Origin of the sequence: uncultured Salinibacterium sp. (genome assembly GCF_963974405.1) — a bacterium.
Lineage (GTDB): Bacteria > Actinomycetota > Actinomycetes > Actinomycetales > Microbacteriaceae > Rhodoglobus.
In genome coordinates this window covers 80,821-103,442 of record NZ_CAXBBH010000004.1, presented here as the reverse complement: position 1 = coordinate 103,442, position 22,622 = coordinate 80,821, and the positions used below count along the sequence as shown (strand labels likewise).

The following is a 22,622-nucleotide window of genomic DNA, read 5'->3' as shown; positions in this document are numbered from 1 at the left end:
TATTTGCCAATACTGCAAACTAGATTGCTAAAATCATACAGTGTTCCGCAGACTGCTGCTATGAAACAGAATCAATGGGATGTCATCGTCATCGGCGCTGGGCCGGCTGGGCTGAGCGCAGCTTTACTTCTTGGCCGTGCGCGTCGCCGCACCCTCGTAATTGATGCGGGGGAGCCCCGTAATCGATTCGCTGATCACATGCACGGCGTTCTGGGCAATGAGGGAGCAACGCCACGAGAGTTGCGCGACCGGGGTGAGCGTGAGCTCGCGCTTTATGGTGGTGAAGTCGCTCACGGGCGTGTGGAGCGCGTCGACGACGAAGCAGATGGCATACGAGTCACACTCAGCGATGCAACGACTCTCGCCGCTCGCGCTCTCATCGTCGCGACGGGTATTACGGATGTGCTTCCCTCAATTCCAGGGCTGGCCGAACACTGGGGCACAGCCGTGTTGCACTGTCCGTATTGCCACGGTTGGGAAGTGAGCGACAAGCGGCTTGGTGTGGTTCCCACCTCCGCTCTCGGAACGCATCAGGCATTTCTTGCGCGTCAGTGGAGCGACGACATCACGGTCTTCACGGCAGGGCTCGGCGAGCTGTCGGAGGAAGCGCGCAACCGATTCCGCGCCCGCGGCGTGAAACTCGTTGACTCGCCGGTGGCAGAAGTGCTGGCGCAGCGGGGTCAGCTGACTGGAGTGCGCACAGTTGATGGCGAACATTGGGCACTCGACGCGATCCTGACTGCTGGAGCGCCGCATCCTCATGATGCCTTTCTTGAGCATTTAGACCTCGAACGCGCAGACGTTGTTGGCAGCAGCTTTCTGGCAGTGGATGCAGCGGGAAAGACCAGCCACGACCGTATTTGGGCTGTGGGCAACGTGGTGAACCCAATGCTCACGGTGCCCATGTCAATCGGGGCGGGCGCGATGACCGGTGCAGCTGTCAACGGCGCCCTGATCGGTGAAGACTTCGACATAGCAGAACGAAGTCAATCGCCCGCAGCCTTTTGGGAGACGAGATACTCGGGCGAGGCCCGTGTGTGGTCGGGGCGCGTCAATGCTGTACTCGCCGATGTGGTTCCTGATCTAGAGGACGCGACCACGCACGCCAGAACTGCGCTCGATCTCGGCAGCGGTGAAGGCGGAGATGCGCTGTGGCTTGCACAACGTGGCTGGGCGACCATAGGTTTAGATATCTCGCTCACGGCGATTGCGCGCGCGCGAGAAGCGGCGGCCCAACTGGGATTTTCGCATGATCGCCTCCAATTTAAGGTCGCAGACCTCTCTGACTTCGACTGCGTTGACACATTCGACCTTGTGACTGCGAGTTTCTTGCAATCGCCGGTCGAACTTGCGAGGACAGATATCTTGAGGAAGGCAGCGAGCATGGTTGCGATCGGTGGACACCTGCTTGTCACAGCGCATTCTCCTGTTTCCCAAAGAGCGACTGAGCATTCCAGTTGTGAGCCTGACTTGCAGCAGCCAGATCATCCCACGCCGGAGCAGGAACTTGAGATGCTCGACTTGAACCCCGCTGAGTGGACCGTCGTGCTGTGTGAGTTGCGTCCGCGTCAGGTCACACGATCCAGCGATGAGTCGTTCACGGTAGAGGACTCAGTGGTGCTCGTGCGACGCAACTAGAGGCGAGTCTCTGCGGAGCACAGCCTGCTAGGCGGCAAGATGGGTTCGGCGACGCCCGGGACGCGCTGTTGATGCAGCGACGAACGATTCAATGTGGGCGAAGTGTCCAGCGCCCCACGAGACTTGCTGGGTGGCGTGAGGAATGACCTCGTCGAACCAGGTCGTATCCGAAGCGCTCACGAAGACATCATGTTCGCCGCGCACGAGTGTGACGGGGCACTGGATGCTCGCCCACCGCGTTTCGTCGTACCGTCCTGCCGCCTTCGCTGCTCGCACGAAAGACGACGGTCGAATTTCAACGGCAAGGGAGTTGAAAACCGAGTAATCGAGCGCGCGCGTGTCGGCGAAGAGCGGTGAACTGAGGGGGTCGAGCAGGCGTAGGCGATGAAGGCCACGAACGAGGGCAGTTCCTCCCTTGCCGAGTGCGCGCAGAAAGTGCATCGCTCCCAGCATCCCCGCGAGCAGCGGCAGTGCGCCGAAATTGCGAACCGGATGCCGCAGCACCGACAGCGCTGCCGGGCCGGTTGCCGAGATAGCGGTGACGCTCGCGGTCTGGTCGGGGTGTCTGGAGGCGATCGTGAGTCCGAGGTGTCCGCCGAGCGAGTGACCGAACACGTTCCATCGAGTGAAGCCGAGGGTTGTGGCGACGTGGGCAACGGAATCCGCCATGTCTTCGACGGTGGCGCCGTCGGGGATGCTGCCGCTTTCACCCCAGCCGGGTAGGTCGAGAGCAACAATGTTCTGAAGTGGGCTGCCTATCCGATGGGATGCGCGGATGAGGGGGAGCCAGGTTGTCCACGAACCAGCAGCGCCGTGCAGGAGGAGAGTCGCGGTGTCGGAGTGCGCGGCGGCGTTGGGGTTGACGTAGGCAACCACATCGCCAAGTCTCGTGGAAACAACGACGCGTGACAAGCCAGCTGTAGCGCGATCGAACTGGTTGTCGGCACTGTACTTCGTGCTGGAGGCGGGTGTGGTGTTCACCTCAGTGGTTCGGAGCTGCGCCCCTCATCGATTGGCGTTGCGGCCAAGAAGGCAACGCTCGCGGCAGGGGTTCGAGGGCTACTGAACGATCTCGATTTGTGTTGAGGCTGTCGCGTTCCCGATGGAACCAAGGTCGATGACATTGTCGAAGCCGGCATTCTCCATCAGCGCGACTGCCTGACCGGAACGGTTGCCCGATTTGCAGTAGACGGCATACTCGGCGTCGGCATCGAGGGTGGGAAGCGCTGCTGCAAACTGTCCACCACTGAGGTCGAGGAGAATGGCGCCATCGAGGTGGCCTGCATCGTATTCTCCTGGCGTGCGAACGTCGATGAGGATCGTGTCGGCGCTGAGTTCGATGGGTTCGCTCGCTGGCGCGCATCCGGCGAGCGAGGTCGCGAGGAGAAGCGAAGCGGCGAGAGCGAGTAGTGAGCGTTTCATGCTCAACGTCCGAAGAGTCGCGCGAAGAAGTTGCCTCGGCTTGATTGTGCTTGCGCGATTTGGGACGCGGAATGCTTGCCGTTGCACCACTGTGACGCGGGAACTCGGCTCTTTACGGACTGGATGTGTTCGCCACATCCGGCCCACGTCGTCTTCTGGCATACGTTGCACGTGACGGCACGACACATAGGTTCTTCCTCTGATCAGTGGACTTCAAAAATACCCTAGGGGGTATCTAAAGACTATACCCCATGGGGTATCGGAGTGCATGCGCGCTCTGCCCTGCGGATCTACGGCGTGATGGAATCGAGAATCAGCCGCATGAGCTCGAGTACCGGTTGGCGCAGCGCCGTCGTGAGAATCGCGAACACGAGAATGTTGAGCACGACGGTGCCCCAGAATGCTTGCCGAAATACCGGCTTCTGGGTTTTGTGCCGCAGCCGCTGTTGGGCAACAAGCGCTCCCGGCCACCCGCCGAACAGGCCAAGACCGAGAAGAGCGCTTTCCGTCACGCGCCACTGCTTGGTCTGGGCAGCTTTCTTGTCTGCGGCGTAGGAAGCGTAGGTGATGAGGCTCACGACCAAGTACAGTGCCGCGAAAAGCCAAGGCAGGGCACCGATGGCCGTGACAATGCCAATAGCGACAGCGAAAGTGGCCAGCACCACGTAGCTCATCGTGCCCGCTCGACGTCGTCGCGAGTGAATCGGGCGACCAGAGGCAGAAAGGTAGCGGATGTTGCGGGCGCGAATTTTTCCTTCACTCGTGCGCTCGACACTGAAGCTGATGCGCTCGCCGGGAGTGGGACGGCTATCGCGCGGCGGGAAGGCCGAAATGTGAGCAAAGACCCGCTCGCTTGCTGCATCAGAGCTATCGGCATCGACGGCGCCGTCGACCTCGATGAATCCAAAACCACGCTCGTCGTTCCACGAAGCTAAGGCGCCTTCGCGTCGTGAGCGTCTGGAAACCATGTACTGAGAGTAACTTGCTGCCCCACGTACCCGGGCTATCGGCATACCCACAGTCTCGCGGAATTCTGGCGCACTAGTGGAGTTCGACTCCTAAACTGGCGGTGCGTCCCTGCGCTCTCGTGGGGGCGTGATTGAACGGATGACCTCAAACCGCACCAGTGTGAAGAAAGAGAGAATCTCGTGCCTATTCAACGCTCCGACTCCCGCCGATCGTGGTGCCTCCCGCGCGCCGGTGAGATCACTGCTCAGACGCTCGATCAACTCGATGCGTGGTGGCGCGCAGCAAATTACCTTGCAGTCGGCCAGATCTATTTGCTCGACAACCCGTTGCTGCGTGAGCCCCTTCGCCGCGAGCACACCAAGCCACGGCTCTTAGGGCACTGGGGCACAACGCCCGGCCTCAACTTCGTGTGGGCTCACTTGAATCGCATTATCCGGGAACGCGACACCGACACCATTTTCGTTGCGGGCCCGGGGCACGGTGGTCCCGCCGTAGTGGCCAGCGCCTATCTCGATGGCGCGTACAGCGAAACGTATCCCGACATCGATGGCAGTGCTGACGGCATCCGCAAGCTCTTCAGACAGTTTTCGTTCCCGGGCGGAATCCCCAGCCATGCTGCCCCCGAAACACCAGGGTCGATTCATGAGGGTGGAGAGCTCGGATACGCGCTCTCTCATGCCTACGGTGCCGCCTTCGATAACCCCCAGCTGCTTGTCGCTGCCGTCGTCGGCGATGGCGAGGCCGAGACGGGGCCACTCGCCACGAGCTGGCATTCCAACAAGTTCATCGATCCGCAACGTGATGGCGTGGTGCTGCCGATTCTGCATCTCAACGGGTACAAAATTGCTAACCCCACAGTGCTGGCCCGCATCCCTGAAGAGCAGCTCTGCGACCTGATGCGCGGCTACGGTCACACGCCCTACGTGGTTTCCGGTGGCTTCGACGGCGAAGACCCTCGCGCTGTCCACGAGCGCATGGCCGCGACCCTCGACGACATTGTTGACCACATAGCGCGTATTAAGGCGGATGCTGCCGCAGGAACACTCGAGGAGCGTCCGGCGTGGCCGATGCTGATTCTTCGCACGCCCAAAGGCTGGACTGGGCCCAAAGTGGTTGACGGGCATCCTGTCGAGAACAACTGGCGTTCGCACCAGGTTCCGCTCGCGAGCGTGCAGGACACCGAAGAACATCTGCAACAGCTCCACGACTGGATGGCGTCGTACCGACCCGAGGAACTCTTCGACGAGAGTGGTGCGCCTCGCGAATTGACGACGGCGCTCGCGCCGCACGGAGACCGCCGGATGAGCGCAAACCCTGTCGCTAACGGTGGGCTGCTGCGCACCCCGCTCAGACTGCCCGACTTTCGGGACTATGCGGTTGACGTGCCCAATCCCGGCGAAACAAGCAGTTCTGCAACGGGGGCGCTGGGGGAGTGGCTTCGCGATGTGGTGCGGGACAACCCAGAGAACTTTCGGATCTTTGGTGCCGATGTGACGGCATCCAATCGATTGAGCGCCGTGCTCGATGTCACCGACAAGCAGTGGGACGCCGAATATATGTCGATCGATTCCGATAATCATCTTGCGCGCGCCGGTCGCGTCATGGAGATGCTGAGTGAGCACCAGTGCCAAGGCTGGCTTGAGGGCTACCTTCTCACTGGGCGTCACGGAGTATTCAACTCTTACGAGGCGTTCATCCACATCGTCGACTCGATGTTCAATCAGCACGCCAAGTGGCTCGAGGGCGCGACTGACATTCCGTGGCGTCGCCCCGTGTCATCGCTGAATTACTTGCTGAGTTCTCACGTGTGGCGTCAAGATCACAACGGTGCATCGCATCAAGATCCTGGCTTTCTCGACTTAGTCATGAACAAGAAGCCCGATGTCGTTCGCGCTTATTTGCCCTGTGACGCCAACACCTTGATCGCGACGTACGATCATTGCCTTCGCTCGGTCAACAAAATCAATGTGGTGATCGCTGGGAAGCACCCTGAGAATAACTGGCTAGACATGCCCGCAGCGATCGAACATTGCACGCGAGGGATCGGGATTTTTGACTGGGCAGGCACCGAAGTGGTCGGTCAGGAGCCGGATGTCGTGCTCGCGTGTGCAGGCGATGTTCCCACCCTTGAAGTGCTGGCTGCGGCGCAAATCTTGCGGGAGCGCATCCCTGAGTTGCGAGTGCGAGTGGTCAACGTCATCGACCTGATGCGCCTGCACAGCGAGTCTGAACATCCTCACGGGTTGAGCGACGCCGAATACGACGCGATCTTCACGACAGACAAGCCTGTGATCTTTGCCCACCATGGTTACCCGTGGTTGATTCATCGCCTCACATATAAGAGAGCAGGGCACGCTCAACTCCACGTTCGCGGGTACAAAGATGAGGGCACGACCACGACGCCGTTCGACATGGTGATGCTCAACGACCTCGATCGGTACCACCTCGTAATCGACGTGCTCGAACGCGTGCCCGGCTTGACGTCGAGACATGCCGCGTTCTGGCAAGAGATGCACGACACTCGATTGCAGGCCACCCAGTACACGCGAGAACATGGCGAAGACATGCCCGCCGTTGCCGACTGGAAATGGAATGTGGCGCGCTAGCCGCCCGAAAGCGATTCGCGCGCCACAGTCTGAACGGTGAGCTACTTACTCTGCCCGTGCGGTGCGACGACGGCGCGTCCGGAGAGTTTGCCGGATTCGAGCTTCGTGTAGGCGTCGAGGGCATGTTCCATGTCGAAGATTTCGACATCGGGGGTGATTTTGCCTGCGCGGTAGAGCGCAACAACTTCGTAGAGTTCCTCGATGGTTCCCCAGTAGGTGCTGAGGAGTTCTGCCTCGTAAGGCACTGTGAAGAACCCCCAGTCGTAGACGCCGCCAGCGATTCCCACGATCGTGACGCGTCCCTGAACTGCCACGGACTGCATGGAGAGTGCCACGGTCGGCGCGATTCCGACAAAGTCGAAGACAGCGTCAACGCCGCGACCGCCCGTCAGCTCGCGAATGCGAGCCGCCTGGTCGTCTCCGCTGGGCACCGTGATGGCACCGCGGCTGGCCGCTCGCTCCATCGCATCCGGCTTGGAGTCGGTCGCAATAACTGTCGCGCCGGTGATGGCGGTCAGGATCTGCACGGCGAGCTGGCCGAGGCCGCCGAGCCCGATGACGAGTGCGGTCTTACCGCCGCCTTGAAGCTTCGGCAGTGAGTTCTTGATCGCGTGATACGGAGTCAGGCCCGCGTCAGAGAGGGGAGCAGCCGCAACCGGATCGGCATCACCAAGGGGCACAAGGTTTCGCGCAGGCACCGTCATGTATTCGGCCATTCCGCCGTTGCGTCCTAGTCCCGATGCCATGTACGGCATGTCGGCTTGGTTCTGGCAGTAGGTGTCTTGGCCCCGTGAGCAGGCAGGGCAGTGCCCGCATCCGATCGGTCCGTACACGAGAAAAGCATCGCCGATGGTGATTCCGGTGACGCCAGCGCCAACTTCTTCGACCCATCCTGAGTTTTCGTGGCCGAGGATGTAGCTGGGCTTGAGTTGCGGAGGCGCGCTGGTGTCATCCATGTCGTGGTAAACCGCGACATCGGAGTGACAAGCGCCTGCGCCTGCGACCTTGAGTAGCACTTCGCCCGGCCCGGGAGTCGGTTTTTCTACGTCCTCGAGAGTGGGAAACGTCTTCCATTGGTTGAACATGACAGCGCGCATGAGATCCTCCTCATGGGGTCGCATACGAAGCGCACGTTGTGAGCGCAGAGTGCGCATGTAACCCCGGTTTAACTGGGTTGCCTCCAGCTTATTAGTGCGAGCTTGACTATTTCCTGTGCCGCTCTAAAACAAGTGCTGGCGCACGCCACATTTTGTGTTTATGATTACCGAGACATCGTGGTGATGCCTCGCAATCGCGTCCATTCGGGAGTTCTTCCTAGGGCCGTCAGAAAGATCAAATCAAACGGGATGAACATCACCGATTTCGCTATTAACGCACTCGGATTCGTGGGCACTATCTTTTCGTTCCTGATGTGGGTGCCACAGGCCCGGACCACCTGGCAGAGCCGCAATGACGCCGTCCGACTTGCCGGTATTTCGCAAACAACGCAATGGTTGCTGGTCTTCGGCTACACCGTCTGGGGTGCTTACGGTCTGATGAGTGCATCATTGTGGGTTGCCGCCCCAAGCGCTGTCGCCATTCCGCTCGCTGCAGCAACGATCGTCGTGATTCGTCGAGGCCGACGCTTGCCCGACGACGGCCGCTCGTTTCCCATTTTCTCGAGCACGGATGCCGATCCGCTCGTCACCATCAGTGACGGCCTTGTGGCGCTCACCGAGTCAATCCCGATCATTTCGATGAGCAATGAGACGGCCACTGAGGCAGCGGTCAGCTCGCACGCCTCGTCGGACGTCTTGGGCGAGCCATTGCCCGCGTCGGCAGGATACGCAGCCACCGGCACGATCCCGATTCTTGCGTAGCTGGCGCACGCTAAGCCTCTTCTTCGATGTGTCGCCCTTCGACGTTGTCTCGTGGGGTCCCGTTGTTGCGGGAGTGAAGAGCGGCTGAATCTCCGCGCAGAGCTGTCGCGATAAGTGGAAATAGCAACACGGACAGCATGCCGGCCCCGACGAGAGCGGCGGCGGTGCCAGAACTGATCGCTTCTGTGTCCACTCCGATCGCGGTGACGGCGACGATGATCGGCAGGGCGGTTGCGCCGAGAAAGCCAAGCGCAACGCGGTCGCGACGGCGGGAGTCATCCGGGGCCGACAGCATCGAGGGTAGGCCTCGTACGATGAGAAGCAAGACGAGGAAGATCGGCACGAGAGCAGCGACGCTACCGTCGCTGAGCAGGGCGTTGAGGTCGAATGTCACGCCGGTATAGATGAAGAAGATCGGCACAAGAAAGCCAAACGCGAGCGCTTCGAGCTTGGAGTCGACTGCCACACGGTCGTGTTCGGGAGCCTGACGCATGATGATTTGCCAGAGCAAACCAGCAACGAAAGCGCCAAGAAGCATGTCGAGATCGAGCACGATACTCAGCACTACAAGACCGGCGAGAATCAGGATGACGATTCGGATGGCGATCTGACCAGAGGTGTGAAGTGTCGCGTTCACGAGCCGGTGAAGAGCGCCGTGCTCGAGTCGCGCCGCGAGAGCGATCAGCGCCACGGCGATAACAACAAAGATTCCCAGAACGACGGTCGAAATGCCGGGAGAGCTGGCACCCAAAAAAATCGAAATTGCGATCAAAGGGCCAAATTCGCCGACGGCGCCGACCGCAACGACCGCACCACCAAAGGGCGTTGGCAGTTCTCCGGCATCACGCATGATCGGCATAAGCGTTCCTAACGCTGTCGAGCACAGCGCAATGCCAATCACGACGGCGCCTGCTCCTGGCGAGACAATAAAGCCAATTCCGATGCCTGCAGCCAAGCTGATGAGCCATCCGAGGGATGCCCGGCCGCCGCTTCGCCCGCGAAGAACTCGAATCTGGATCTCGTTGCCAGCCATGAAGAAGAGCAGCGCTAGCCCGAAATCGGCGAGACGCTCAACAAACGCTGACTCGCTGACCCAACCGAGCACGCTGGGCCCGATGAGAATGCCTAATAGAAGTTCGAAGACAACTATCGAGATGCGCACAAGGGGCGATAAGGCTCGCGCCAGCAGCGGGGCGAGAACCGCCAGCAAGGGAATAAGCACCACTCCGGATTCAGATAGCGCCACGGTGTTCCCTTTGCTCGTGTGTGACCGCGTTTAGCGTGTGAGTAAGAAGCTGTTGAGTTCCGCGGCGATGACATCGCGCACCACTGAGCTGTCGAGGGTGGCAACTCCGTCGCCGGCTTGCACCCCGTAGTCGCCGAAGCTTGCGTGATTTGCTCCGTCGATCGGGAAGAAAGTTGTCGCTGTGGGCAGGAGGTGGGCGGCATTCATGATTTTTTCGGGAGTGCTCAGCAAGTCGTTGCTGCCGCTGAGGCTCAATACGCGAGTGTCGACGTCGGCGAGGTCATTGGCGCAGTAGCTGCCAAAGAGAACCAGTCCGCTGACATCAGGCTGTTCGGCATACTGGCAGGCGCGCACCCCGCCGAGTGAGTGGCCACCGACGAACCATTCGTCGATATCGGGCACCGCATTCGTGAAAGTATCGAGGCCGCGTTGATCGAAGAACGCAAGGTTCAGAATGGGTTTAGTGACCACGACTGTCAGCCCCGATTCGGCAACAGCCCCCGACAGCTTGTACAGGTAGGCATCCGCACTGACTTTCGCACCGGGGATGAATACGAGTCCTTCACCAGAGGCCTCAGCGGTGGGGGTGAGAATGAACGAGTTCTGATTTTCTGTGATGTGTACAGAGGGGTTGGTTCGCACACTCTCTAGCGCTGGCTGCTCGGCCTGCATGACTCCGACGTTGGCCCACAGGAGAATTCCGACAACGCCAGCGAGCACGAGCGCCGCAAGCGAGACGAGAACAGCGCGGATGATGCGGCGTGCGCGCGTGCGTGAAGTCGACCGGTGAGAGCGCGCCGACTCGGGCGTCGAGGCTGAACCCACTTTCTCGCTCGGTTCGTTCGAAGCGGATGGCGACGGTTCGGCAGCGTGCATCGCCCCAGTCTATTGAGTGCGGGCGCCGACCCGCGCGGCAGAATCTTCGCGTGATGACGGAAGCCGCGCTATGAGTGACACGGCGATCGCGGCGGCAGCCCCGGCAAACAGCACGCTCGTGACTGCGATGGTGGCGCCATCCGGTCGCACGATGGATTGTCCGCTGAGTGCTTGCACCGTCAGTAGCGCGGTGATGGAGCCGTAAAGGGTAGCGATGATGACCACGATGCGTAGCCGTACTGCGGGCAACAGAAGAGTATCGAAGCGACGCCCCAGTAGCTCTAGCACGAGCGCGCTGAGGGGCAGGATCTGAAGCGCATGCATCCCAATAAAGTGTGGCACCCGCAAGTCACCAGCGAGAGTGCTCCAACCGAGCAGTGGAAGGCCCGCGCCGCCATCCGGCAAGCCGACCGTGTGCGCTCCCGCAATTCCTTGAAAGTCATTGAGTTGTTCAGCGTTGGGGGAAGTCATGAAGAATGCCACGCCCATGCCGACTAGTCCGATGATGAGGCCAGACCGGATAGCAACTGCACGGGCGCGATCAGGTAGCTTTTGTCGCCAGAGCAGGATGGCGACCGCTATCGCGGCGCTCCACACGATGACAATGGAGACTGCCATCACCGACCACAGCGTGGTCGTAAGGGGTGTGCTGACATTGAAGTGACTTGTCGTGCCAAGCGCTGCGGCGCCGCCGATGATGACTATTTCTACGGCGAGAAAAAGAGCACTCAGCGTTCCTAGCCACCAGGTGAGGCGACGGTGGCTGTGCAGCATTCCTAGTAGCCACGAGAGTGTGAGCGCGTAGAGCGCGATTGATAGGGAGAACTTGAGTGGTTTAGCCCACAGTGGGGCGCCGGTAACGAGACGGGGGTCGATGGCGAGCCCAATTGTTGCCGCGATGCTGGCTCCCGCCATCAGCGCTGCGAGCCACAGAAGTGGTTGGTGAAGCGGAACGCGAGTAAGGCTGAGCGGGGAAGTGGGTGGTGTGATCATGGTTGCTCCTCAAGTCGATAGCAACACTATCGGATAGTTGCGCTATCCAAAACTAAAAAGGTGAAATTGCGCGTAATTTCACGGCCACCTTCCGCCTGCTTACTGCTGGCGGCCGGGGTATCCATAGCGACGCACGGATGCCGCCGCTTGAGCGCTCCGCCGAAGAGCGGCGAAGAGAGCGTCACCAAGAACGGTGCCGACAACCACCGTCTCTGCTCGCGTCTCTAGATCGCGGCGCGTCTCGACGAGGTCAAGATCTGCTTCAGCCACCACTAGAGCAGCCTGCGCGTACGCGTCGAGCCATGAAGAGCTAGCGCCTTGGCCAGTGTGGCGAAAATTCATGACGACTCGCGCTGCAGCTAGCCGACCAGAATCGTCGCTCGCGCACGCCCAATCGGCGATGACGCCATCAACCGTGGCGAGCGCATCCTCATCCAGCGAGTCCGGATCGACCTGTTCTGAGACCGTACTTTGGGCAATCTCAAAGGCATGGCTCAGTGGCAATTCCTTATCGATGGCTTCCGTTACTCGCTTAACGTCAGCGACGGAAAGCCCTCCAACATCTGTCAGTGCTCGAATCAAGTGGATGCGGCGCACATGAGCTTCACCGTAGGTTGCCTGATTTGGTGCCGAGCGTTCGCCCGCGGGCAACAAGCCCTCGCGTAGGTAGTACTTGATCGTGGGCACTGATGCCCCGGTGTGCTCGCTGAGCGCCGAAATCTTCATATGGACACCCTAGCTATCTGTTCGACGAGCGCGGTGTGACGAGCCAGAATCGACCGTGACGCTCAGGAATATCCCGCCCCCGGATGCGTTGAGTAGTAGTGATGACTACACCACTGCGCCTTTCCGTTCTTGACCTCATTCCGGTTCGTAGCAACCAGACGTCCGCCGATGCTCTCGCGGCGACGGTTGCTCTCGCCCAGCGAGCCGACGACTTGGGCTTCTCGCGGTACTGGGTGGCTGAACATCACAACATGAAAGCTGTTGCGTCCACGAACCCAGCGGTGCTGATTGGAATTTTGGCAGCGCAGACCACGCGCATTCGTCTAGGGTCTGGGGGAGTAATGTTGCCCAACCATGCGCCTCTTGTTGTCGCGGAGCAATTTGCCCTTCTCGAAGCCGCGTTCCCTGGACGTATCGATCTCGGTATCGGCCGCGCGCCGGGAAGCGATCCGGTGATTACGTCGTATCTGCGAATGACGGGCACAACGAGCGACGTTGATGCCTTCCCTCGGAATGTGGCCGACATTCGCAGCCTCATGCATCCGGAGGGCGCAACGCTCCAATTGCAGCAGGGGCGCACCTACGAGTTGACGGCGACGCCAAACGCGGCATCCGTCGCTGATCTGTGGCTCTTAGGCTCTAGCGATTACTCTGCCCGACTGGCGGCATCGCAGGGCATGCCGTATGTTTTCGCTCACCACTTCTCAGGTGAAGGCACCGCGCGCATCTTGGGTCTCTACCGTGACAATTTTGTGCCGTCAGAGCAGCAGAAGGCGCCTAAAACCTTCCTCACCTTGAACGTCGCAGTCGCAGAGTCGGCCGCGGCGGCGCGTGCCGCGGCTTTGCCACAATTGCAGCAAATGGCACGTCTACTCAGTGGTATGCCGCTCGGCCCTCTCGCCACGATCGAAGAGGCTGCGGCGACAGAGCTTGCAGCACCGCAGCAACAGATGGTTGATGACATGGCGGAGCGCTGGATCATTGACGAGCCAGCCGCTGCTGCGGCCCGCATCCGCTCGCTTGCCACTCGTTTTGGTGTCGATGAGGTGATGGTGGTTCCTGGTCTTTCGGCGAGCGCCGAAGACGCCCCCGCAACCTCACCCGCACGCGTTCGCGCCCTCGAGCTGTTGGCGGAACAACTGCTCGCCTAAGTTCGTCGGCGCACCTCAGTTCCTCGTCAATCATGAAACAGGTCTCGTCATTATTCAGGCTGAGCTGCTTTCGCGCGCAATCGCAGTTCTCGAACGCCGTTCCGTTCCCGCATTTCGACGTGTGAGCTGTGCGACGCGACGAACTCACTGAAGGTCTTGAACTTCAGAGCAGCCTCGTTGAATGACGGGTCTATTCTCAACATCTGGTTCTTAACACCTGAGCTGTTGAGCCACTCGGAGTCTTCCTTTTGCTGAACCAATCGCATCGCGCGCACGAGCATCGTGAAAGGCCGCATCCCGCTGGCCGGAGTTTCGGTCGTCGGTGGGGTCTTTGAAGTCGGTCCCATAGTCGTTTTCTCTTTCGGCGCGGTTGTTGCCGCACTCGGTGTGCCAGCCTGTGTCAGGGTGCTTGTCGTACTCTTTTTGGTGGGTGCGGGCGGCGTGAGCTTTGCGCTCGCCTGCGGCGGAGCCGAAGGAGCTCCGTACTGGATGCCCGGCAGCGAATCGTAATCTGCAAACTTGTCGCACGACGATGTCAGCGCTTCGCTTGTTCCGCCAGCCACACCAATTCCGACGACATAGCGACCGAGCGTTTTCGCGCGCTGAGCGAGCGCCACGTAGTCAGAGTCGCCCGCCACGATCACCACGTGGGTGATGTCAGGCAACCGGAACATGTCTTCCATTGCATCAACAGAGAGGCGGATGTCAGCGCCATTCTTCAACTGTGCGGTGAGCGGAAATAGCTGCACCAGTTCCACCGCGCGATTGACGAGTTGCTTCTGGTAGCCCGCGTTCACGGGTACTGACCAGTCAGCGTAGGCGCGACTGAAAGCGACGGTGCCGAAGGATGAGGCGTAGTCGAGGATCGCTTCGACATCCACCGTGGCTTCTCGCAGTTTGGTGCTGAGCACGTTCAATTCTGAGCGATCGGATCGGTAGATGCGGACCTTGTCTTTAGAGAACTGGCCATTGCCATGTTTTTGGTTGTAACGAGAGATCACGATGTTGTCGAAATCGATGTAGACGGCTACTCGGCCATCGCTTGAAACAGCCAATGTGGTCTCCTTGGGAAAAAAAGTTCTTCTCAGTCTTCTCGTGAGTCTCCCTCACGACAATCCCCGCTTTCGGGGCGATCGTTGGCAAAGGGGGCTGGCGACATTTGCTCGACTCACGGGGAGCGGTTGTGTTCCACATCGCGCAACATGGAATTAACATTCCAGGTGCTTCACTTTTAGCGCGGCGCTGTATAGAGTCCCTGACATGGAACGTAGTGCCACGTCGTATCATTCACAGGGCTTAGTCAAGGCTCTCAAGGTGCTCAAGGTGCTCGGAGCGCAAGAGAAAGCATTGAGTCTGGCCGAGCTCTCTGCTGAGCTGGAACTGCCCAAGTCAACCCTCATTCGGTTGCTTTCAGTGCTCGAACAAGAAGCATTTGTCTACAGAGACGGTGATCCTCCGGTCTACGCGCTCGGTCATGCGGTGCTGGATATCTCTGAGTCGTACCGACGGGTAGCGAATACCGCCGATGTCGCAGCGCCCTACTTGAAGACGCTCGCTCACGAAACAGGGCTCACCGCGAATCTCGGTGTTCTTGAGGGACGGTGGGCCTTGCACCTGTGCGTGCAGGAGCCTGACCGCCCTCTACGGTTCCGGTCGCGCGATGGCTCACTCGACTACACCTACTGCACGGGCATCGGGAAGATGCTGCTTTCGGAATTACCGAGTGGACACATCGGGGAGCATCTTCCTGACGAGCCCTATGCCCGTTTCACGGAGTTCACGATTGTTGATCGCGAACACATGGACGCTGAACTCGCCGCGATTCGCGAACGGGGCTACAGCCTCGATGACCAAGAGCGCGACCTTGGCGTCATTTGTTTGGCTGTGCCGATTCCTCTAGGGCTTGATGTTCCCGTCGCGATAAGTGTGTCGGGCCCCGCAGGAGAACTTGCGCCTGAGCTGCGCGGAGCGCTCTCTGTGCGAGTGCACGAGGTGGCGGCAACGCTCGCCGCAGACCCGCGATTTGTGGCCGCCTTTCGTGCTGAGCGGGGCGGTCAGCGAAAAGGAGAAAACCATGATCGTTGATGTTCACACCCATAATCACCAACCTGAGCACTGGGGTGACGAGCACAAAAAGAACTGGGAACCTGCCTACGGCGAGCCATACCCACGCATTTCACCTGAGATGTATGACGCCGCAATGACGAAGGCCGGCGTGGATGTTGCGATCGTGTTCGGTCTCGCGGCGACCCGCGCGGGAGTTCACACCCCGAATAGCTTCGTCGCTGATTACTGTGCACAACTCTCGACGCCCACTGTGGCGTTTACTGCCCTAGACCCGCTCGATACGGACTGGCGAGCGCAGCTCGATGAAGCCTACGAGCTCGGCTTCAAGGGAGTGAAGCTATACCCTGTGCTTTCGCTGTTCGACCCGCTTGACCACGCATTTGATGAGTTTTATCGGCTGTGTTCTGAACGCCGGATGACCATCCTGTGGCACATGGGAGCGACACCGAGTGCGCAGGGCCGACTCTCGCTCAGCCAACCGCTCGTTGTTGAAGAAGTCGCGCGCCGCCATCCGGAGCTTAAGCAGATCATGGCGCACATGGGGCACCCCTGGCAGCGGGATGCGGTCGTAGTGCTGCGTAAACATGCGAACGTCTACGCCGATGTCTCAGCAAGTTGGCACCGCCCGATGGACGGGTTCATGGCTCTCGTTAACGCTCAAGAGTGGGGGGTCGTCAACAAGTTGTTCTTTGGCAGCGACTATCCGCTCTGGGAGCCCGCTGACGCGATCGCCCGCTTTCGTTCCCTTGCCGACTTCCGTGCAGGAAATCTGCCCCATGTCCTCGAAGAAACAGTGGAGTCGATCCTGCACCAGGATGCTCTTTCTTTACTCGACATTCCTGACCCGCGTCTCGCTCGATAGCCGTCGCGACTACTACCCCACGATTGAAAAGGAGCAAGATACTGTGCCTACGACAGCCGCTGCGCTGATCAGCGCAGCCAAAGAGTTAATTCCCGGAGGGGTGAATTCGGCAACTCGAAACTTCGGCGCGCCGTATGCCTTCCGCGATTCTCAGGGTGCGTACCTGACGGACTATGACGGTCGTCGTTACGTCGACTACCACGCTGCTTTCGGTGCGATCTTGCTCGGTCATTCCGATGAGCGAGTGACCGCCGCTGTTACTGAGAGCTTGAAGGGCCTTGACCTTGTCGGTCTGGGCGTGAGTGAACTCGAAGTTGAGGTCGCTCGGATGGTTGCTGAGCTCATTCCATCGGTCGAGAAGTCGGTAACGACAATGAGCGGCACAGAAGCAACTATGCAAGCTGTTCGTCTTGCTCGGGGGGTCACCGGTCGCAAGTACCTCCTCAAGTTTCAAGGTTGTTTTCACGGCTGGGGAGACGCGGTTGCACGCAACGTCGCGTCGCCCGCAGATCGAATCGGAACAGTCGACCCGCTGTCGACAGGGATTCTCGAGGATGCTCTGGGCTCCACTCTCGTCGCAGACTTCAATGACCTCGATTCAGTACGCGCGCTCTATGAGCGCTACCCAGATCAGATCGCTGCGATCATTCTCGAGCCTGTGCCTCACAATGTTGGCGCGCTTCTTCCCGACCAGTCCTTCCTCGAAGGGCTTCGGGAGATCACCAAGGCCGAGGGAAGCATCTTGATCTTCGACGAGGTCATCACCGGGTTCCGTCACGCCCCTGGCGGGTACCAAGAGCTGTGCGGGATCACGCCTGACTTGACGAGTTATGGCAAGTCAATGGGAAACGGATTTGCGGTAGCGGGCTTGGGTGGTCGCGCTGACCTCATGGACAACTTCTCGTCCGCTGGCGGAGGAGTGATGCTCGCGGGCACGTTCAACGGCGGTCCCGTCTCGATGGCTGCGGCAATTGCCACGATGACCGTCGCGAGCGATCCACACGTGGGAATGCATGAGTACACCGGACGTCTCGGCGCACGGATGCGCGATGGACTCCGCTCGATCACTACCGAGCTCGGGATTGCCGCTCACGTCACGGGACTCGGCAGCGTGTTCATCTGCTATTTCATGGACCGAGAGCCTAAGAGTTACAACGATCTTCTCGAGAATAACGATGTTGCCTATGCCACGTTCCACCGTCGCATGACAGACCGTGGGTTCGTGATGTACCCGATGACGCTCAAACGTAACCACATTTCGCTCGCGCACACCGAAGCGGACATCGATCTCACTCTGGAGGCAGCTCGTGACGTACTGCAGGAGATGAAGAGCGAGGGAATGTTCGCATGAGCGCGCGCCGGGTCCTTGTCGTCGGAGCGGGGGTGATGGGTCATCGCCACGCCGCTGCAGTCCGCGCCGTTGGAGATCACATCGCAGCTGTTGTGGACACTGACCTTGCGCGAGCAAGTGCCGTTGACTCTGGCGCTAGCACCTATACCTCCGTGCAGGAGGCGCTTGCCCAGGGGCACGACTTCGATAGCGCGATTATCGCCACTCCTTCCGCGGGGCACCTTGTGCAGTCGACGGAATTGGTAGCAGCGGGGCTCGACGTTCTAGTTGAAAAACCCCATCGTGTTCCTGGGCAAGATCCTGCACCTCTAAGAGCCGCGCTCGCTCGAGGCGGGCGACTGTTTGTGGGAATGTCGACTCGCCACTGGGCCGGGGTGCAAGCAGTAGTTGACGCCTCTGTAAGTGGCGAACTTGGGGAAGTGCTCACCTACAACGATCGGATGCAGTTTCACCTCGAAGAAGACAGCCTTCCTAGTTGGTATTTCAACTCTGCCGTCAGCGGTGGAGGAGTGCTCGTGACGAATGGGGTGCATGCATTCGACCGCGCTCGCGCGATAACCGGGTCTGATCTCCGATTCCAGACGGCAGCGCTCAAGCGCGTTCACCCCGGGCACGAGACTGAAGACCACGCTAGCGTCGTCGCACGAGCTGGAGCGTCAACGATCGTGTCGATCGATATGTCGTGGCTTCCGTTTGAACCCATCGGTACGGGGCTCACCGTGATGGGAACCAAAGGATCGGCTCGGATCTACATGGACGGCTCGTGGTCAATATCCGGGATCGGAGTCGAGCGCAGTGGTCCTTCGATCGATATAGACCGCGCTCCGTTCATCCGTCAATGGTCAAGTTTTCGGGAAGAAGACGCGGGGTTTGGGCTCGACGACCTCGAACCAACTCTCCAATTGATTGAACAGATTTATCAGGAGGTTCCCGTTGTCTGAAGTATCGCTCATGATCTATCCCTGGGATGTCATTGCGGATGGCCCCGAACGCGTAGTCGAGACGGTTGCCGAGCTCGGTGTCGACCGTTTGGTCATCGCAACGGCTTATCACTCAGCGGAGGTCATTTCTCCGCGTCGAATGGATCGAGTGTCAACTGTCGCAGAAGCGAATACTAGCCACTTGCCGCTTGACCTCGACAATTTCAGTAACTTGTCGATTCCGTCCTCGCGAATTGCACTCGAGCATCCGGAGTTGTATCCCTCGCTTAAACGCGCTGCGGATGAGGCAGGTGTTGCCCTCAGCGGCTGGGGTATCGCGTTTCACAATTCGACAATGGCAACAGCTCGCCCTGACGCAGCAATCACAAACTGCTTCGGCGATTCATTCACGCATGGCCTGTGCCCTGCAAACCCGGACGCCGAGCGCTATGCAATTGAGCTTATGGGAGCGATCGCCGGCTCTGGATTATTCGACCGCGTGCTGGTCGAAAGTCTGTCGTACCTTCTCTATAACCACGGCCACCCTCATGAATTGTGGGGTGCTCGCCTCGACCCGACGACGCGGTACCTCTTGTCGTTGTGCTTTTGCGACAATTGCCATCGACAAGGAACACAGCGCGGAATCGATGTCGCAGCGCTTCGTCTGCGGGTATCCCGCGAGTTGTACCGCACCTGGAACGCCGAAGCGCCCACTGGCCGTGACTCCGACGATGGTGCCGAAATAGCCTCTCTCCACATGATGTGGCCCGACCTCGCCGCGTATACCCGGATGCGAAATGAGATTGTGACTGACCTCGCAGGTCACGTTGCTGAGGTACTTCATTCCAAGGGCGCAATGCTTGACTTGAGTGCAGCAGTCTGGGGTCGTCCGGCTTTCAGCAACTGGATGGAAGGCGTGGACATCGCGGCGAGCGTCGCCGTGGCCGATTCTTTCGTTCTCGAAAGTTATTACCCGACAGCGGGCGAGGTTGCGCGCGAACTTGACCACACTCTTGCAGCTGCCGCGCTGTCTAATCGCGGAGCTGAATCGCTAGCATCGGCTATCACGCTGTGGCCAAGCTTCCACCCGACCAAGGACAGTTTTCTGTCAAAGGTAGACGCGATCCGTGGTTCTGGAGTCAGCAAACTCGCGCTGTACAACTACGGAACCGCCACCGTACCGACGCTCTCGTGGATTAGCGATGCCGCCGAACTCATGAGGAGTGGATCATGACAGATAACGCAGCGTCCTTCGACATGATCGAAACTCCGGCACTTCTCATCGACCGTCCTCAGATGATGCGAAATATCAGCATGATGGCAGATTTCGCGACGGACGCGGGTGTCGTTCTTCGGCCGCACTTCAAGACCTCAAAAATGATTGAAGTTGCGCGACTGCAGCTTCAAGCTGGGGCTGTTGGATTCACGTGTGCAACGCTGGCAGAAGCTCAGGAGCTACTCGCGGCGGGAATCAATGACGTGTTCTGGGCCAATGCGCCGTCCTCTAGAGCGAAGGCTCGCTTCGTTGCTGAGGCCAACCTCACCGCACGTGTGGCAGTGGGAGTCGATTCAGTCGAATTATCCGCTGTTCTGTCTGAGGCTGCCGTCGATGCTGGGGCTGAGATCCCGGTCATCTTGGAGATTGATACGGGGTTGGCTCGTACCGGGGTGCTCCCTGCTCGAGCGGCCGATGTCGCGGCTGACATCGCGGCTCTTCCCGGCATCCTTCTGGATGGCGTTTACATGCACGAAGGTCAGCTCGCGAGCATCACCGGAGATCGCAATGAGGTCGTCGCGGCCGGAGTGCGCGCGTCCTCAACGCTCGTGGCCGTGGCGGAACAACTGAGAGAATCCGACCACGCCATCTCGGTGGTCTCGGTGGGTTCAACGCCCGGCTGGGAGTCTGCGCCGCGAGTCACTGGTGTTACGGAAGCTCGTGCTGGTACCTATGTTTTCTTTGATGCCAACCAGCTTCGCCTTGGTTCTGCCCTGAGCGCGCAGTGTGCTCTCACAGTGCTCAGCACAGTGGTCAGCTCGCCTGCTCCTGATCGTCGAGTGATCGATGCGGGTATCAAAGCAATGAGCTCTGACCGTTCGAATCGTGGCGATACTTTAGGGCTTGTTACGGCGCCCGCGGGAGTGCTTGCCGACAACATCGTGTTCGAACGCGCCTATGAAGAGCACGGCATTCTCAACGGAACTGGAATCGATGCCCTCGGCTTTGGCAATCGAGTGCGAATCATCCCTAATCATGCGTGCGGCGTCGTGAATATGTTCAGTCGCGTCCACGTCGTCGACGGCAACGAGGTCGTCGGCATTTGGAATCCCGTCGGCAGGCATTAGCAGACCAGCGGGTCACCGGTAACACCTCTGCACCAACCAAGAGAAGTAACAGAAAGGTAGCGCAATGAGTAACAAGTCACCATGGCGTCGGTCGTTGATCGGCCTTGCCGCAGTAAGTTCGCTCCTGCTTACAGGATGCGCTGCTGAGTCATCGTCCAGCGACGACCCAGCAGCGATCAAGGACGAGGTAGTCGTAGCTTTGGCGGGCGATATCGACAACTTCGATCCTCACACCAATCAACTCATTATCTTCGAATTTGCGATTCGAGAGCTCGTGTTCTCGACGCTCGTTGATTACGATGCAGAACTGAATTTTCAGCCTGATCTCGCAACGTACGAAGTAAACGAAGATGCGACGGTGTTTACGTTCAGCCTAGTGCCGGACGCGGTTTTCCACGACGGAACCTCAGTTGATGCCGCAGCGGTGATCGCTTCTATGGAGCGGGCGGGCACGGCGGAAGACTCGATCTGGTCGGGCCGTCTTGCTGACGTCGCATCCTACGAAGCTCCCGATGATCAGACAGTCGTCATCACCCTGAACAACCCGGATGCCACGTTCCTCGCGGGTTTGGCATCGATCGCGATCGTGGCTCCGTCGAGCTTTGATACTGCGACATCCGAACCGGTGGGTTCAGGCCCCTATGAATTCGAGAGCTGGACGGCGAACACTGAAATCGTGCTGACCAGCTTTGACGATTACTTTGGCGAGGTCTCACCGACGAAGACTCTGAGACTGCAGCCGATTGCAGACCAGCAAGTTGCTCTCAACAACCTGTACAGCGGAAGCGTCGACATTCTTGCCAGCGCCTCAGCTGCGACGGTTTCGCAGCTTGACTCCGCTCGCGCTGATCTTGTGGAGCCTGTTGCTTCCAACAGCCTTTCGTTGATCGAGTTCAATTCCTCAGGAAAGCTTGCAGATCCGATGGTGCGTCAGGCTTTGGCACACGCCCTCGATAAGGCCTCGATCCGAGAGATTGCCTACGGTGGTGGCGGTTCGAGCAGCTGGAGCCCGTTGCCCGAGAGCAGTTGGGCTTACTCCGAGCAGACTGGCTACGAGTATGACCTCGATAAGGCTGCGACAATGCTTGCCGCTGCTGGCGAGTCAGACCTCGAGTTCTCGCTCGAAGTTCCTTCTGGATTTCCCGAAGCTGAACAGCTCGCTCGTGTCTGGCAGGCATCGTTGGCCGAAATCGGTGTGACCTTGAACGTCAACATCACGGAAATCTCGGTGTGGCTTGACGCTTACGTCAGCCGCGGCTACGACGCCACCTGGAACGTGTTCAACGTTGGAGCGGACCCCCACTCCTTCTTTGACATCATCATGACTCCGCACCTTGCGGATGATTACCAGAACCAGACGGTGTCGGATCTCGTGCTCGACGCAACTCGAATCTCCGACGAGGCAGCTCGTTCGGAACTCTACAGCGAGCTCCAGCAGATCTTGGTTGACGAACTTCCGGTCATGATCGTGCAGTCAACCCCGGTTGCGTCGATCGCTGGACCGGATGTCTCGGGCTACGAGGTCAACCCGCTCGGCTGGGCTCTCCTCTCGCAGGTCACGGTCAGCAAGTAGCACCCCGCTCTACACAGCAC

General features: G+C 59.4%; 20 protein-coding genes. 11 read left to right on the top strand and 9 right to left on the bottom strand.

Annotated elements, in window-relative coordinates:
* Positions 1-60: 60 nt before the first annotated feature.
* Complete coding sequence (locus AACZ26_RS12845) at positions 61-1,638, top strand: FAD-dependent oxidoreductase (RefSeq protein WP_339622146.1); 1,578 nt, start codon at positions 61-63, stop codon at positions 1,636-1,638.
* A 27-nt stretch (positions 1,639-1,665) separates the two neighbouring features.
* Here AACZ26_RS12845 and AACZ26_RS12840 read toward each other — a convergent pair whose 3' ends face one another.
* The 3 genes from AACZ26_RS12840 to AACZ26_RS12830 form a co-directional block, all read right to left on the bottom strand.
* On the bottom strand, positions 1,666-2,619 hold the full coding sequence (locus AACZ26_RS12840) for an alpha/beta hydrolase (protein ID WP_339622145.1): 954 nt from the start codon (positions 2,617-2,619) through the stop codon (positions 1,666-1,668).
* 78 nt (positions 2,620-2,697) lie between these two features.
* Positions 2,698-3,060: a rhodanese-like domain-containing protein gene (locus tag AACZ26_RS12835; protein WP_339622144.1), complete on the bottom strand. Its 363-nt coding sequence runs from the start codon at positions 3,058-3,060 to the stop codon at positions 2,698-2,700.
* A 290-nt stretch (positions 3,061-3,350) separates the two neighbouring features.
* Positions 3,351-4,028: a DUF1294 domain-containing protein gene (locus tag AACZ26_RS12830; RefSeq protein ID WP_339622142.1), complete on the bottom strand. Its 678-nt coding sequence runs from the start codon at positions 4,026-4,028 to the stop codon at positions 3,351-3,353.
* 180 nt (positions 4,029-4,208) lie between these two features.
* Between AACZ26_RS12830 and AACZ26_RS12825 the strand changes: the two genes are divergently transcribed.
* Positions 4,209-6,635 carry a phosphoketolase family protein gene (locus AACZ26_RS12825; RefSeq protein WP_339622140.1) on the top strand — a complete coding sequence of 809 codons (2,427 nt, stop codon included), beginning with the start codon at positions 4,209-4,211 and terminating at the stop codon, positions 6,633-6,635.
* Positions 6,636-6,676: 41 nt separating this feature from the next.
* Here the strand turns inward: AACZ26_RS12825 and AACZ26_RS12820 are convergent, their stop codons facing one another.
* On the bottom strand, positions 6,677-7,732 hold the full coding sequence (locus AACZ26_RS12820; protein WP_339622138.1) for an NAD(P)-dependent alcohol dehydrogenase: 1,056 nt from the start codon (positions 7,730-7,732) through the stop codon (positions 6,677-6,679).
* Positions 7,733-7,981: 249 nt separating this feature from the next.
* On the opposite strand from AACZ26_RS12820, the gene AACZ26_RS12815 reads away from it, so the two are divergent.
* Positions 7,982-8,494, top strand: a complete 513-nt coding sequence (locus AACZ26_RS12815; protein ID WP_339622137.1) for a hypothetical protein — start codon at positions 7,982-7,984, stop codon at positions 8,492-8,494.
* Positions 8,495-8,504: 10 nt separating this feature from the next.
* On the opposite strand, the gene AACZ26_RS12810 is transcribed toward AACZ26_RS12815, so the two are convergent.
* The 4 genes from AACZ26_RS12810 to AACZ26_RS12795 all read right to left on the bottom strand — a co-directional run bounded on the left by AACZ26_RS12810 (position 8,505) and on the right by AACZ26_RS12795 (position 12,335).
* Complete coding sequence (locus AACZ26_RS12810; protein ID WP_339622135.1) at positions 8,505-9,740, bottom strand: cation:proton antiporter; 1,236 nt, start codon at positions 9,738-9,740, stop codon at positions 8,505-8,507.
* Positions 9,741-9,770: 30 nt separating this feature from the next.
* Complete coding sequence (locus AACZ26_RS12805; protein WP_339622134.1) at positions 9,771-10,616, bottom strand: alpha/beta hydrolase; 846 nt, start codon at positions 10,614-10,616, stop codon at positions 9,771-9,773.
* Positions 10,617-10,625: 9 nt separating this feature from the next.
* The gene (locus AACZ26_RS12800) at positions 10,626-11,609 is read right to left on the bottom strand and encodes a hypothetical protein (protein WP_339622132.1); all 984 of its coding nucleotides are present in this window, start codon (positions 11,607-11,609) and stop codon (positions 10,626-10,628) included.
* A 99-nt stretch (positions 11,610-11,708) separates the two neighbouring features.
* Complete coding sequence (locus tag AACZ26_RS12795) at positions 11,709-12,335, bottom strand: MerR family transcriptional regulator (protein ID WP_339622130.1); 627 nt, start codon at positions 12,333-12,335, stop codon at positions 11,709-11,711.
* Between the two features lie 101 nt (positions 12,336-12,436).
* On the opposite strand from AACZ26_RS12795, the gene AACZ26_RS12790 reads away from it, so the two are divergent.
* Positions 12,437-13,486 (top strand): LLM class flavin-dependent oxidoreductase, encoded by a 1,050-nt coding sequence (locus AACZ26_RS12790; RefSeq protein WP_339622129.1) that lies wholly within the window; start codon positions 12,437-12,439, stop codon positions 13,484-13,486.
* Positions 13,487-13,536: 50 nt separating this feature from the next.
* Here AACZ26_RS12790 and AACZ26_RS12785 read toward each other — a convergent pair whose 3' ends face one another.
* The gene (locus tag AACZ26_RS12785; protein ID WP_339622128.1) at positions 13,537-14,541 is read right to left on the bottom strand and encodes an NYN domain-containing protein; all 1,005 of its coding nucleotides are present in this window, start codon (positions 14,539-14,541) and stop codon (positions 13,537-13,539) included.
* 205 nt (positions 14,542-14,746) lie between these two features.
* Here AACZ26_RS12785 and AACZ26_RS12780 point away from each other — a divergent pair, with 205 nt between their 5' ends.
* The 7 genes from AACZ26_RS12780 to AACZ26_RS12750 all read left to right on the top strand — a co-directional run bounded on the left by AACZ26_RS12780 (position 14,747) and on the right by AACZ26_RS12750 (position 22,602).
* On the top strand, positions 14,747-15,571 hold the full coding sequence (locus AACZ26_RS12780; RefSeq protein ID WP_339622126.1) for an IclR family transcriptional regulator: 825 nt from the start codon (positions 14,747-14,749) through the stop codon (positions 15,569-15,571).
* Positions 15,561-16,415, top strand: a complete 855-nt coding sequence (locus tag AACZ26_RS12775; protein ID WP_339622125.1) for an amidohydrolase family protein — start codon at positions 15,561-15,563, stop codon at positions 16,413-16,415. The genes AACZ26_RS12780 and AACZ26_RS12775 overlap by 11 nt, the downstream gene beginning before the upstream one ends.
* Complete coding sequence (locus AACZ26_RS12770) at positions 16,369-17,766, top strand: aspartate aminotransferase family protein (RefSeq protein WP_339622124.1); 1,398 nt, start codon at positions 16,369-16,371, stop codon at positions 17,764-17,766. The genes AACZ26_RS12775 and AACZ26_RS12770 overlap by 47 nt, the downstream gene beginning before the upstream one ends.
* Complete coding sequence (locus tag AACZ26_RS12765) at positions 17,763-18,707, top strand: Gfo/Idh/MocA family oxidoreductase (RefSeq protein WP_339622122.1); 945 nt, start codon at positions 17,763-17,765, stop codon at positions 18,705-18,707. The genes AACZ26_RS12770 and AACZ26_RS12765 overlap by 4 nt, the downstream gene beginning before the upstream one ends.
* A complete protein-coding gene (locus AACZ26_RS12760; protein WP_339622121.1) occupies positions 18,700-19,920 on the top strand; it encodes a hypothetical protein in 1,221 nt (406 codons plus the stop codon). The genes AACZ26_RS12765 and AACZ26_RS12760 overlap by 8 nt, the downstream gene beginning before the upstream one ends.
* On the top strand, positions 19,917-21,029 hold the full coding sequence (locus tag AACZ26_RS12755; RefSeq protein ID WP_339622119.1) for an alanine racemase: 1,113 nt from the start codon (positions 19,917-19,919) through the stop codon (positions 21,027-21,029). The genes AACZ26_RS12760 and AACZ26_RS12755 overlap by 4 nt, the downstream gene beginning before the upstream one ends.
* A 64-nt stretch (positions 21,030-21,093) precedes the next feature.
* On the top strand, positions 21,094-22,602 hold the full coding sequence (locus AACZ26_RS12750) for an ABC transporter substrate-binding protein (protein ID WP_339622117.1): 1,509 nt from the start codon (positions 21,094-21,096) through the stop codon (positions 22,600-22,602).
* Positions 22,603-22,622 lie beyond the last annotated feature (20 nt).